The sequence below is a fragment of the Streptococcus infantis genome (assembly GCF_047463315.1).
GTDB lineage: Bacteria > Bacillota > Bacilli > Lactobacillales > Streptococcaceae > Streptococcus > Streptococcus infantis_AB.
The window spans coordinates 14,635-29,031 of sequence record NZ_JASHEB010000003.1 but is presented as its reverse complement, the minus strand read 5'-3'; the positions used below and the strand labels follow the sequence as shown (position 1 = coordinate 29,031).

Sequence of the window (14,397 nt, the reverse complement as noted above, 5' to 3'; positions counted from 1 at the left end):
TAAGTAGGTTTAAGAAATGAAAAATAAAGGAATTATTTATGTATTAAGTATTTTACTGACTATTCTCTTGCTAGGTGGATGCTCAGTAGTAGGTACCTATAATGGTCTTGTATCAGAGCAAACCAAGGTTGAACAAGCTCAAGCAAATGTAGCGACAGCCCTTCAACGTCGTTCAGACTTGATTGGAAATCTGGTAGAGTCTGTAAAGGGACAGATGAACCATGAGACAGAGGTCTTTACCCAGATTGCAGAAGCACGTGCAAAAATTGGGAATGGCTCGGTTACTTCAAAGGAAAACCAAGAGGCTCAAGGTGAGTTGAGTTCAGCTATTTCACGCCTGCTTGTGTTGACGGAGAACTATCCTGAGCTTAAGAGCAATCAAAATGTGGAACAACTCATGACGGAGTTGGCTGGGAGTGAAAATCGTATCTTTGTAGCCCGCAAGGATTACAACCAAGCTGCAACAGAATACAATCAAAAATTAAGAAGCTTCCCAACAGTTCTTTTTGCTAACATGATGAACTTTAAAGAGGCAGAAACCTTTAAAGAAAGCGAAGAAGCCAAGACAGCTCCAAAGGTTGATTTTAGCACTTCTACAACTAAAGAATAGGCTTGAAATTTCTAAAAGAAAATCAATGATTAGCAATAGTTTGAACATTTACAAAAGAAGGCTCTAAATGAGCTTTTTTAGCTTGTATAAACACGGATTCTTTCTTGAAAAAGCTGGGCAAATATGCTACAATAAAAAGAACATTCTAAAATATTCAGAATTTAAAGTAAGGAAAAAAATGGCAAATTTATTAAAAACAATCATCGAAAATGATAAAGGGGAACTCCGCCGCTTAGAAAAGATGGCTGATAAAGTCCTCAAATACGAAGATGAAATGGCTGCTTTGACAGATGAGCAGTTGCAAGCTAAGACAGAAGAATTTAAGCAACGTTATCAAAATGGTGAAACGCTTGATCAACTCTTGTACGAAGCCTTTGCGGTTGTACGTGAGGGAGCTAAGCGTGTTCTTGGACTTTTCCCATACAAGGTTCAGGTTATGGGTGGTATCGTTCTTCACCACGGTGACGTTCCAGAAATGCGTACAGGGGAAGGGAAAACCTTGACAGCGACAATGCCTGTTTACCTAAACGCTCTTTCAGGTAAAGGTGTACACGTAGTTACCGTCAACGAATACCTTACAGAACGTGACGCGACTGAGATGGGTGAGTTGTACTCATGGCTTGGTTTGTCAGTAGGGATCAACTTGGCTGCGAAATCTCCAATGGAGAAAAAAGAAGCTTATCTCTGTGACATTACGTATTCAACAAACTCAGAAATTGGTTTCGACTATCTTCGTGATAACATGGTTGTTCGTGCGGAGAACATGGTTCAACGCCCACTTAACTATGCCTTGGTCGATGAGGTTGACTCTATCTTGATCGACGAAGCTCGTACACCATTGATCGTTTCAGGAGCTAATGCAGTTGAAACGAGTCAACTCTACCACATGGCTGACCACTTTGTGAAGTCTTTGGATAAAGATGACTACATCATCGACATTCAGTCTAAGACAATCGGTTTGTCTGACTCAGGTATTGACAAGGCTGAAAGCTACTTCAAACTAGAAAACCTTTATGATATCGAAAATGTGGCTTTGACTCACTTTATCGACAACGCCCTTCGTGCCAACTACATCATGATTCTTGATATTGATTATGTGGTCAGCGAAGAACAAGAAATCTTGATTGTCGACCAATTTACAGGTCGTACCATGGAAGGTCGTCGTTACTCTGATGGTTTGCACCAAGCGATTGAAGCTAAAGAAGGTGTGCCAATCCAAGACGAGACTAAGACATCAGCATCGATCACCTACCAAAATCTTTTCCGTATGTATAAGAAATTGGCAGGTATGACAGGTACTGGTAAAACAGAAGAAGAAGAATTCCGCGAAATCTACAACATTCGTGTTATTCCAATTCCTACTAACCGTCCGATCCAACGTATCGACCATTCAGACCTTCTCTACGCTAGTCTCGATGCAAAATTCAAGGCTGTAGTAGAAGATGTTAAGGCGCGTTACCAAAAAGGTCAACCAGTCTTGGTAGGTACTGTTGCCGTTGAAACCAGTGATTTTCTTTCTAAAAAATTGGTTGAAGCAGGCGTACCTCACGAAGTGCTGAATGCTAAAAACCACTACAGAGAAGCACAAATCATCATGAATGCTGGTCAACGTGGTGCGATCACTATCGCAACAAACATGGCCGGTCGTGGTACCGATATTAAGCTTGGTGAAGGTGTTCGTGAGCTTGGTGGACTTTGTGTTATCGGTACAGAGCGTCATGAGAGCCGTCGTATCGATAATCAGCTTCGTGGACGTTCAGGTCGTCAAGGTGACCCAGGTGAGTCACAATTCTACTTGTCGCTCGAAGATGATTTGATGAAACGTTTTGGTTCAGAACGTTTGAAAGGTGTCTTTGAACGTCTCAACATGTCTGACGAAGCCATCGAATCTCGTATGTTGACACGTCAGGTCGAAGCAGCGCAAAAACGTGTTGAAGGAAATAACTACGATACTCGTAAACAAGTCCTTCAATATGATGACGTTATGCGTGAACAACGTGAAATTATCTACGCACAACGTTATGAAGTTATAACTGCAGAACGTGACTTGGCTCCTGAAATTCACGCTATGATTCGCCGTACGATTGGACGAATTGTCGATGGCCATGCTCGTTCTAAACAAGATGAAAAGCTTGAAGCAATCTTGAACTTTGCCAAGTACAACTTGCTTCCAGAAAATTCGATTTCACTTTCAGATCTAGAAGGTTTGTCAGACCAAGCTATCAAGGATGAATTATACCAACGTGCATTGAAAGTCTACGATAGCCAAGTTGCTAAACTTCGTGACGAAGAAGCAGTGAAAGAATTCCAGAAAGTCTTGATTCTACGTGTTGTAGATAACAAGTGGACTGACCATATCGATGCCCTTGATCAGTTGAGAAATGCTGTTGGTCTTCGTGGTTATGCCCAAAACAACCCTGTCGTAGAATATCAAGCGGAAGGCTTCCGTATGTTTAATGATATGATTGGTTCGATTGAGTTTGATGTGACTCGCTTGATGATGAAAGCACAAATTCATGAACAAGAACGACCACAAACCGAACATCATATTAGTACGACAGCAACTCGAAATATTGCTGCCCAACAGACAAATCTTCCAGCTGATTTGGACCTCAGTCAAGTAAAACGTAATGACTTATGCCCATGTGGATCTGGTAAGAAATTTAAAAACTGTCACGGTAAACGACGTTAAGAATGACTAATTTTCAGGCGGATGCCTAGTGAAAAGTGAATTTTCGCTTGGCGTCCGTTTGCTTTATAAGGAGATGAATGATGGTATTTACAGCAAAAAGCCCTAAAATTAATATTGAAGAAGTTCGTAGTTTGTCAAAATTAGAAGGACAAGCGCTGGCCAATAAACAGCAACGCGATCAAGAGCTTGAAGCGATTATTCGTGGGGAAGACCAACGTATTTTGTTGGTGATTGGTCCTTGTTCATCTGACAATGAAGAAGCAGTTCTCGAATATGCTAAGCGTTTGTCAAAACTGCAAGAAGAAGTCAAAGATCGTGTCTTTATGGTCATGCGTGTCTACACTGCTAAACCACGTACTAACGGTGACGGATATAAGGGCTTGATTCACCAACCAAATGCCAAAGAAGCACCTAGCCTCATCAATGGAATCAAGGCAGTTCGTCATTTGCACTACCGTGTTATTTCTGAAACAGGAATGACAACAGCTGATGAGATGTTGTACCCAGAAAACCTTCCATTGGTTGATGACTTGATTTCTTACATGGCAGTTGGAGCCCGTTCAGTTGAAGACCAACAACACCGTTTTGTAGCCAGTGGAGCAGATTTCCCAACAGGATTTAAAAATCCAACATCAGGAAATCTCAATGTGATGTTCAACGGTATTTATGCAGCGCAAAATAAACAAAGTTTCCTTTTCCTAGGGAAAGAAGTCGAAACTACTGGAAATCCTTTATCGCATGCTATCCTTCGTGGAGCTCTTAACGAGTACGGGAAAAACATTCCTAACTACTACTACGATAATTTGATGGATACTATTGCCCAGTATGAAAAGATGGGACTTGAAAATCCATTTATCATCATTGATACCAACCATGATAACTCAGGTAAACAGTATATGGATCAGATTCGTATCGTTCGTCAGACTCTGATTAACCGCGACTGGAATGAAAAGATTAAAAAATATGTCCGTGGTTTCATGATTGAGTCTTATCTAGAAGACGGTCGTCAAAATGAACCAGAAGTCTTTGGAAAATCTATCACCGATCCATGTCTAGGATGGGAAAATACCGAAGCTCTTGTTCGCGAAATCTACCAAAGACTAGGAGACTAATATGGCATTTATCGAGAAAGGTCAAGAAATCGATATTGAAGCGATTAAGGCGGAAACACAGCTATCTGCAGAAGCATTGCAACATAAGGAAAGTCGTGACCAGGAACTAGCAGATATCATTTCAGGTAAGGATGATCGTATCCTTCTGGTCATTGGGCCTTGTTCGTCTGATAATGAAGAAGCAGTACTTGAGTATGCTCGTCGTTTGGCAGACTTGCAGAAAAAAGTGGCGGATAAGATTTTCATGGTTATGCGTGTATATACTGCAAAGCCACGTACCAATGGAGATGGCTACAAGGGCTTGGTTCATCAGCCAGATACTTCGAAGGCTCCAAGCTTGATTAATGGTTTGCAGGCTGTTCGTCAACTTCATTATCGAGTGATTACAGAAACCGGATTGACTACAGCAGATGAAATGCTGTATCCAGCCAATCTGGTCTTAGTTGATGACTTGGTGAGTTATCATGCAGTAGGTGCGCGTTCAGTAGAAGACCAAGAACACCGTTTTGTAGCTTCGGGAATTGACGCACCAGTAGGGATGAAAAACCCAACTTCTGGGAATCTATCTGTGATGTTTAATGCCGTTTATGCAGCACAAAACAAACAAACCTTTCTCTTTCATGGCCAAGAAGTTGAAACCTCAGGAAATCCCTTGGCTCACGTCATCCTTCGCGGTGCTTTGAATGAATACGGGAAAAATGAACCTAACTTCTACTACGAAACTCTTCTAGATGCTATTGGACGTTACGAGTCTATGGGGCTCGAAAATCCCTTTATCATGATTGATACCAACCATGATAATTCAGGGAAACAATATATGGAGCAAGTTCGAATTGTTCGTCAATCTTTGCTCAATCGTGACTGGAATGAAAAAATCAAGAAGACAGTTCGAGGCTTCATGATTGAATCCTACTTAGCAGATGGTCGCCAAAACCAGCCAGAAATCTTTGGACGTTCCATTACAGACCCATGTTTAGGATGGGAAAACACAGTTGCCTTGGTAGAAGAAATCTATACTACCTTAACAAAATAAGTGAAAAGGATGGAGTTGGGGGTATCTCAACTCCTTTTGATAAAAATGATAGTTGGACACGGAATTGATATTGAAGAATTAGCTTCCATACAAAATGCAGTTGAAAAAAGAAAAGGTTTTGCCCAGCGTGTCTTGACAGACAAGGAAATGGAGCGCTTTTCCAGTCTCAAAGGTCGCAGACAGGTCGAGTATTTGGCTGGTCGTTGGTCAGCTAAAGAGGCTTTCTCAAAGGCTATGGGAACGGGAATTGGGAAGTTGGGCTTTCAAGACTTGGAAATCTTGAACAATGAAAGAGGAGCTCCCTACTTCAGCAAATCCCCGTTTTCAGGAAAAGTTTGGCTATCAATCAGCCATACAGATCAGTTTGTGACAGCTAGTGTTATTTTGGAGGAGAATCATGAAAACTAGTCCACATAGACCAACTAAAGCCCTCATCGATCTGGGAGCTATCCGCTACAATATCCAACAAATGGGAGCGCACATTCCCAAAGATACCCTCAAATGGGCAGTTGTAAAAGCCAATGCCTACGGACACGGAGCGGTAGCTGTTGCAACAGCCATTCAGGATGATGTTGACGGCTTTTGCGTTTCGAATATTGATGAAGCCATCGAACTCCGTCAGGCAGGTATCGCTAAGAAGATTCTTATTTTGGGAGTATCTGAGGTTGAATCTCTTTCACTGGCTAAGGAGTATGCCATTACCTTAACAGTGGCAGGATTGGGATGGGTCCAGAAACTCATAGCTACAGAGCCAGACTTAGCTGGTTTAACCGTTCACCTTAAGATTGACTCAGGTATGGGACGAATTGGTTTTAGAAGTGCAAGCGAGGCCGCACAAGCTCAAACTTTACTCAAGGAACATGGAGCAAATGTTGAGGGAATCTTTACCCATTTTGCAACTGCAGATGAAGAGTCAGATAGCTACTTTAAACAACAGTTGGAATGTTTCAAGGGAATAATCGCAGGCTTGCAAGAAGTCCCTGAACTAGTCCATGCGAGTAACTCCGCAACTACTTTATGGCATGCGGAAACGATTTTCAATGCTGTTCGCATGGGGGACTCTATGTATGGTCTCAATCCAAGTGGACAAGTTTTAGAATTGCCTTATGAACTAAAACCAGCCCTGACTTTGGGAACAGCCATCGTTCATGTCAAAACAGTAGAGGCTGGAGCTTGTATGGGCTACGGAGCGACCTATCAGGCAGACAGTGAACAAGTTATTGCCACCTTGCCAATCGGTTATGCGGATGGTTGGACACGAGATATGCAGAATTTCTCAGTGCTGGTGGATGGACAATTGTGCCCCATTGTAGGGCGTGTATCCATGGACCAAATCACCATTCGCTTACCTAAGCTTTACCCATTGGGTACCAAGGTAACTTTAATTGGCTCAGACGGTGACAAGGAGATTACTGCAACAGATGTGGCAGTCTACCGAGGAACGATTAATTATGAGGTAGTTTGTCTCCTCAGTGATCGAGTTCCAAGAGAATATTATTAAGAAACAGAAGGAAAGGAGAGGAGCATGAATTTACATCAACCCTTACATGTCTTGCCTGGTGTGGGACCAAAATCTGCAGAGAAATATACCAAACTAGGAATTGAAAACCTGCAAGACCTCTTGCTTTACTTTCCTTTCCGTTATGAAGATTTTAAGACCAAGCAGGTGCTAGAGCTAGAAGACGGTGAGAAGGCAGTCCTGTCTGGTCAGGTGGTGACGCCAGCTAGTGTTCAGTATTATGGTTTTAAGCGCAATCGCCTACGCTTTAGCCTCAAGCAGGGGGAGGTTGTGTTTGCCGTTAACTTCTTTAATCAACCCTACCTGGCTGATAAGATTGAGCTAGGAGCGACTCTAGCTGTCTTTGGCAAGTGGGATCGTGCTAAGGCTAGTCTAACAGGGATGAAGGTTTTAGCCCAAGTGGAGGACGACCTTCAACCAGTCTATCGTCTCGCACAAGGTATCAGTCAAGCAGGACTTGTTAAGGCCATCAAGACCGCCTTTGATCAAGGACTGGATCTCTTGATAGAGGAAAATCTCCCTCAGTCTTTGCTAGATAAATACAAACTCATGCCCCGAAGTCAGGCTGTGCGTGCCATGCATTTTCCTAAGGATTTGGCAGAATACAAGCAGGCTCTCCGTCGAATCAAGTTTGAGGAGCTCTTTTATTTCCAAATGCAATTACAGACCCTCAAGTCTGAAAATAAGGTTGATGGAAGTGGCCTGGTCTTGAATTGGTCCCAGGAAAAACTAACGGCAGTAAAAGAGAAGTTACCCTTTGCTCTGACCCAAGCCCAAGAAAAAAGCCTGCAAGAAATCCTAACAGATATGAAGTCGGACCACCACATGAATCGACTCTTACAAGGTGATGTAGGAAGCGGGAAGACAGTGGTTGCAGGTCTTGCCATGTATGCTGCTGTAACGGCTGGTTACCAGGCTGCCCTCATGGTTCCAACAGAGATTCTTGCAGAGCAGCATTTTGAAAGTCTAGAGAGTCTCTTTCCTGATTTGAGATTAGCTCTCCTGACAGGGTCACTGAAAGCTGCAGAAAAACGCAAGGTCTTGGAAACCATTGCTAAGGGGGAAGCCGATGTGATTATCGGAACCCATGCTCTTATACAAGACGGCGTGGACTATGCCCGACTCGGCTTGATTATCATCGATGAGCAACACCGCTTTGGTGTAGGGCAAAGGCGTATTTTACGGGAAAAAGGTGAAAATCCAGATGTCCTCATGATGACGGCAACTCCCATACCACGGACCTTAGCCATCACTGCCTTTGGGGATATGGATGTTTCTATTATTGACCAGATGCCAGCAGGGCGTAAACCCATCGTAACGCGTTGGATCGAGCATGAGCAATTACCACAGGTCTTGACTTGGTTGGAGGGTGAGATTCAGAAAGGCTCCCAAGTCTATGTGATCTCTCCTTTGATTGAAGAATCTGAAGCCTTGGATCTTAAAAATGCCATTGCTCTGTCAGAAGAGTTAACAACTCATTTTGCTGGGAAAGCAAAAGTTGCCCTCTTACATGGAAAGATGAAGAGTGATGAAAAAGACCAGATTATGCAGGAATTCAAAGAGAGAAAGACAGATATCTTGGTTTCTACAACGGTTATCGAGGTCGGGGTCAATGTTCCAAATGCAACAGTCATGATTATCATGGATGCTGATCGCTTTGGACTTAGTCAACTTCATCAACTTAGAGGTCGTGTCGGTCGTGGGGACAAGCAGTCCTACGCAGTTCTAGTGGCCAATCCAAAAACTGATTCTGGGAAAGACCGCATGCGTATCATGACAGAAACGACCAATGGTTTTGTCCTTGCAGAAGAAGATTTGAAAATGCGAGGTTCTGGTGAAATTTTTGGGACCAAACAGTCAGGTTTACCAGAGTTTCATGTGGCTGATATCATCGAAGATTTCCCAATTCTTGAGGAAGCCAGAAAGGTAGCCAGCTATATCAGCTCCCTACCTAATTGGAGAGAGGATCCAGAGTGGCACATGATTACTTTAAATCTAGAGAAGAAAGAATATCTGGATTAAGCTTTTTCTAAGATAATGTTAAGTTTGCTTTTAGGGTGAGTATCTATACTAGAGTCATCAAAAAGAAACGAGGACTCTCTCATGACGATTCAAGTGACTTATCAAAAGACATTTCAAAAGGAAACCCAACCTTCTCCTAAATACTAAGAAAAGAGCGAAATCGCTCTTTTTTATTTTTTTTAAAACTACTTTCAGAGGGATTCTTGCTGGGGGCGGACATTAAATCCACTTTCCGTTTCCCTTTCTTTCTTGCATTGCTTCCCCATATGTGCTACAGTTATGATAACGGTTACAAAAAAAGGAGAATTCTATGAGAAATCCAGCATTAGTAGAAGAAATGAAAACATATAAAGGAAGAGATGAAGTACCTCAGGATTTTGATGCTTTTTGGGATGGTGAGATTGACAAGGTTTCGGTCTTGCCAGATTACCAACTAGAGGAACGTGACTTTCATATTCCAAATGTTAAGTGCTATGAGTTAACCTTTAAAGGTACACGTGATGGCCTTGTCTATGCGCGTGTGGTCTTACCAAAATCAGAAGAGAAAGTGCCAGTCATTTTCCACTTCCATGGTTATATGGGACGTTGTTGGGATTGGACAGATATGCTAGCCTTTACCGTCGCTGGTTATGGGGTTGTATCGATGGATGTTCGTGGGCAATCTGGATACTCACAAGATGGCTTACGTTCGCCTCTTGGAAATACAGTTAAGGGTCAAATCATCCGTGGTGCAGTAGAAGGAAAAGAGCAACTCTTCTATAAGGATGTCTATCTAGATATTTATCAATTGATTGAGATTGTCGCTAGCTTACCACAAGTGGATGAGGAGCAGTTGGCTAGTTATGGAGCTTCGCAAGGAGGAGCCTTGGCTTTAGTAGCTGCTGGTCTCAATCCACGTATCAAGCGAACAGTTGCCATCTATCCATTCTTGTCAGACTTTAGACGAGTGCTAGAAATTGGGAATACCAGCGAAGCTTATGATGAGCTTTTTCGTTACTTTAAGTTTCATGATCCTTTCCACGAAACAGAAGAGCAGATCATGGAGACACTTGGCTATATCGATGTGAAAAATATTGCCCATCGAATAAAAGGGGAGGTGAGAATGATTACAGGGCTTGATGACGATGTCTGCTATCCAATCACCCAGTTCGCTATTTACAATCGTTTGACTTGTGAAAAGAGCTATCGTCTCATGCCAGAATATGCCCACGAGGCTATGAATGTCCATGTCAATGACCAGGTTTACAACTGGTTGTGTGGTAGTGAGATTCCCTTTACCTATGTAGGTCATTAAAAATATGGAAAAGAGCCCTGCTAAAACAGGGCTTTCTTTGTTGAGGAGTACAGAAAGTAGTTTCAAAAAGTTTGAAACATAGAAATATATCTGAAAGTAAATTCTATTATAGTTTATTAAGGCTATTATTTAGAATATTTATTATATAATAGGTGTAACATCAAGTCGAAAGGAGTAAAATGGTTGCTTACTGGAAGGAAGTAAATAAAGGCAGCCACATTTCAGATGAAAAAGAATGGGGAAACCCATCAATAATACAGTTTCTTTCTTGCTCAAAGTCCTAGGGGCTAAAATTTTTAAGCAAAAAAGAAAGCGCTTTATTTTTGTGAAAAATGGAAGGAAATATATGACAAAGAGAGATTTTGAACGGAAACAACGTTTTGGAATTAGAAAATTTACAGTAGGAGCTGCATCAGTAGTCATTGGGGCAGTTGTTTTTGGTGCGTCGCCAGTTTTAGCTCAAGAAGCTCCAGCAACCAGTGGTGAAACAGCTGGACAAGCTTTGCCAGAATTGCCAAAAGAAGTAGAATCAGGAAATCTGGCTAACATAGATAAGGAACTTGCTGATAAGTTGGCAGCAGCGACGGACAAAGGAACAGAAGTTAACCGTGAGGAGCTACAAGCAAATCCAGGTTCTGAAAAACCAGCAGAAACTGAAAAACCAACAGAAACTGAAACTCCAGCAGCAGAAACTGATAAGACAGAAGAAACTGAGAAACAAGAAGCTATCGCTCGTGATTATTACTCAAGAGAATTGGAAAATGTTAATACTGTCGTAGAAAAAAATGACCTTGTCATTAATGCAGCTAATAATCAGCGAGATGATCTTACAAGTGACTTAGAGAAACTAAAGAAACTTCAAGATGCAACAGTGCATATGGAGTTCAAACCAGATGCATCGGCACCACGTTTTTACAATCTTTTCTCTGTATCAAGTGATACCAAGGAAAATGAGTACTTCACTATGTCAGTCTTTGATAATACAGCCCTTATCGAAGGTCGTGATGCAAATGGTGCGCAATTCTATGATAAATACACCGATGCGCCATTAAAGGTTCGCCCAGGTCAGTGGAATTCAGTTACCTTTACTGTGGAAAAACCAACAACTGAAGTCCCTACTGGAAGAGTTCGTCTATATGTAAATGGTGTCTTGTCTAGAACAAGTCTAAAATCTGGGAAATTCATCAAAGATATGCCAGATGTTAACCACGTTCAAATCGGAGCAACCAAACGAGGAAGTAAGACAGTTTGGGGCTCAAATCTACAAGTTCGTAATTTAACAGTCTATGACCGCGCCTTAACACAAGATGAAGTTCGAACACGAAGTCAATTATTTGAAAGAGGAGACTTGAAGCAAGAACTTCCAGAAGGGGCTGAGATTTCTAAAAAAACAGATGTCTTTACAGCGGGTACAAATGGGCAGTCAAATCCAGATGGTATTAATAGCTATCGTATTCCAGCCCTCCTTAAGACTGACAAGGGAACTTTGATTGCTGGTGCTGACGAACGCCGCTTACACCACTATGACTGGGGTGATATCGGTATGGTCGTTAAACGAAGTGAAGACAAGGGCCAAACATGGGGCGATCGCATCACTCTTACAAATCTACGTGACAATCCAAAAGCCAAGGATCCAAACATTGGTTCACCAGTAAACATCGATATGGTTCTGGTCCAAGATACGGAAACTAAACGAATCTTCTCAGTTTACGATATGTTCCCAGAAGGTAAAGGAATCTTCGGAATGTCTTCTGAAAGAGAAGTTGCCTATAAGGAAATTGATGGAAAAACGTATCAAATTCTATACCGTGAAGGAGAAAATGGAGCCTATACTATTCGTGAAAATGGTGTTGTCTACACACCAGATGGTCAGGCAACGGATTACCGTGTTGTTGTAAATCCTGTCAAACCTGCTTATAGTGATAAAGGCGATCTTTATCAAGGTGAGCAACTACTAGGAAATATCTACTTTACAAGCAATAAAACTTCTCCATTTAGAATTGCTAAAGACAGCTACCTATGGATGTCTTATAGTGATGATGATGGTAAGACTTGGTCTGCACCACAAGATATTACTCCAATGGTCAAAGCTGATTGGATGAAATTCTTAGGTGTGGGACCTGGAGTGGGAATTACCCTCCAGAATGGACCTCATAAAGGTCGGATTGTTGTCCCTGTCTATACGACTAACAGAACTAACCACCTCAACGGATCTCAATCATCTCGCATCATCTATTCAGATGATCATGGTAAGACTTGGCATATGGGTGGCGGTGTCAATGACAACCGTACACTTCATGATGGAACAGTAGTTGATTCAAGCAACATGAACAATTACTACGCTCAAAATACAGAATCTTCTGTTGTTCAATTGAACAATGGTCAGTTGAAACTCTTTATGCGTGGTTTGACTGGTGATTTGCAAGTTGCGACAAGTAATGATGGTGGTATTACATGGGACAACAATGTAGCACGCTATGATGTACCTGATGTTTATGTTCAAATGGCGGCGACTCATACGGTTCAAGATGGTAAAGAGTATATCCTTCTAGCAAATGCTAATGGACCAGGTCGTAAGAATGGCTACATTCGAGTGGCTCGCGTAGAAGAAGATGGCGAGTTGACTTGGTTACACCATCATTTGATTCAAGAAGGTGAGTATGCTTATAACTCACTTCAACAAATTGGACCAAAAGAATTTGGTCTCTTGTATGAACATCATGAAGCGGGTGGCAATCCTTATACTCTATCCTTCAAGAAATTCAACTGGGATTATCTAACTAAAGAGAGACTTGCTTCTAAAGAGGTGAAAGTTACAACGGCTATGGAAAAATGGCCAGGCATTATTGCTATGGAATTTGATTCAGAAGTCTTGGTAAATCAAGCTCCAACTCTCAAATTAGCTAATGGTAAGACTGCAACCTTCATGACTCAGTATGATACGAAGACTCTCCTATTTACAATAGCTCCTGAAGATATCGGTCAAAAAGTTACAGCTATTGAAGCGGGTGCAATTGAAAGTATGCATAACTTGCCAGTATCTGTGGTAGGTACTAAACTTACGAATGGTTTTAATGGTGACGAACCGGCAATCCATGAAGTCCCAGAATTTACAGGTGGTGTCAATGGCGACGAAGCAGCTGTAACAGAACTTCCTGAGTACACTGAAGCTATTGGAACTGCAGGTGATGAAGTAGCACCAACAGTAGAAATTCCAGAATTCACAGGTGGCGTCAATGGCGACGAAGCGACTGTAACAGAGCTCCCTGAGTACACTGAAGCTATTGGAACAGTAGGCGATGAAGCAGCACCAACAGTAGAAGTCCCTGAGTTTGAAGGTGACGTAAATGGTGAAGCATCATCTGAATCTGAGCTCCCTGAATACTCTGCTCCTAGCGCAACAGTAGGCGACGAAGCAGCACCAACGGTGGAAATCCCAGAATTCACAGGTGGTGTCAATGCAGTCGAAGCTGCAGTTCATGAGCTTCCAGAATTCACAGGCGGAGTAAACGCAGTTGAAGCGCTCAAAAATGAGCTTCCAGAATTTGCAGGTGGAGCAAATGCAGTTCAAGCCCTTAAGCATGAACTTCCAGAATTCACAGGCGGAGTCAATGCAGTCGAAGCAGCCAAGAATGAACTTCCGGAATATAAGGTTGAAGAAAAACCGCTTGTAACTCTAGTGGCACAGCAAGATAAGACATATCAAGCTCCAGCAGCTCAACCACAACAACCAACCCTCCCAGCAACAGGAAGTGAGGTTTCTACTCCTCTAGTATCTGTAGGAATGGTTGGAATACTTCTCGGCTTGTTTGGAATGGCTAAGAAAAAAGAAGATTAATGGCAACATTGAATCTAAAAAGTCTCTATAAAAAGGTTTAGACTTATATTAGAAGGGTCTGTAACGTTCATTCGTTACAGGCTCTTTATTTGCAGAAAGCGAAGATTCTAGTGGGGATAAGTGGATGGAAGGCGATTCAAACTCAGGTATTTCTCCCTGAAACTACTTTCAGGAGATTCTGTTTCATAAAATTGTTTTGAAACTTCAATCTATTCTAGTACAAGTTATTGAAAGCGCTTTAAAAATGATATATAATAGGCTCATAAGAAAAAAGAAA

The 14,397-nt window shown here is 42.0% G+C and carries 9 protein-coding genes; all 9 read left to right on the top strand.

What is annotated here, in order from left to right; all coding sequences use genetic code 11:
* Nucleotides 1-16 precede the first annotated feature (16 nt).
* A complete protein-coding gene (locus tag QM857_RS03740; RefSeq protein WP_414275107.1) occupies nt 17-610 on the top strand; it encodes a LemA family protein in 594 nt (197 codons plus the stop codon).
* A gap of 178 nt (nt 611-788) precedes the next feature.
* Nucleotides 789-3,302: a preprotein translocase subunit SecA gene (gene secA, locus QM857_RS03735; RefSeq protein WP_414275106.1), complete on the top strand. Its 2,514-nt coding sequence runs from the start codon at nt 789-791 to the stop codon at nt 3,300-3,302.
* 80 nt (nt 3,303-3,382) lie between these two features.
* The gene (locus QM857_RS03730) at nt 3,383-4,414 is read left to right on the top strand and encodes a 3-deoxy-7-phosphoheptulonate synthase (RefSeq protein WP_414275276.1); all 1,032 of its coding nucleotides are present in this window, start codon (nt 3,383-3,385) and stop codon (nt 4,412-4,414) included.
* Nucleotide 4,415: 1 nt separating this feature from the next.
* Nucleotides 4,416-5,447, top strand: a complete 1,032-nt coding sequence (locus QM857_RS03725; protein ID WP_178894569.1) for a 3-deoxy-7-phosphoheptulonate synthase — start codon at nt 4,416-4,418, stop codon at nt 5,445-5,447.
* A 45-nt stretch (nt 5,448-5,492) separates the two neighbouring features.
* Nucleotides 5,493-5,855, top strand: a complete 363-nt coding sequence (gene acpS / locus QM857_RS03720; protein WP_025173302.1) for a holo-ACP synthase — start codon at nt 5,493-5,495, stop codon at nt 5,853-5,855.
* Nucleotides 5,845-6,948: an alanine racemase gene (alr, locus tag QM857_RS03715; RefSeq protein WP_414275105.1), complete on the top strand. Its 1,104-nt coding sequence runs from the start codon at nt 5,845-5,847 to the stop codon at nt 6,946-6,948. The genes acpS and alr overlap by 11 nt, the downstream gene beginning before the upstream one ends.
* 24 nt (nt 6,949-6,972) lie before the next feature.
* On the top strand, nt 6,973-8,988 hold the full coding sequence (gene recG, locus QM857_RS03710) for an ATP-dependent DNA helicase RecG (protein ID WP_414275104.1): 2,016 nt from the start codon (nt 6,973-6,975) through the stop codon (nt 8,986-8,988).
* Nucleotides 8,989-9,298: 310 nt separating this feature from the next.
* Nucleotides 9,299-10,282: an acetylxylan esterase gene (locus QM857_RS03705; protein WP_414275103.1), complete on the top strand. Its 984-nt coding sequence runs from the start codon at nt 9,299-9,301 to the stop codon at nt 10,280-10,282.
* A 346-nt stretch (nt 10,283-10,628) separates the two neighbouring features.
* Nucleotides 10,629-14,120 carry an SIALI-17 repeat-containing surface protein gene (locus QM857_RS03700; RefSeq protein ID WP_414275102.1) on the top strand — a complete coding sequence of 1,164 codons (3,492 nt, stop codon included), beginning with the start codon at nt 10,629-10,631 and terminating at the stop codon, nt 14,118-14,120.
* Nucleotides 14,121-14,397 lie beyond the last annotated feature (277 nt).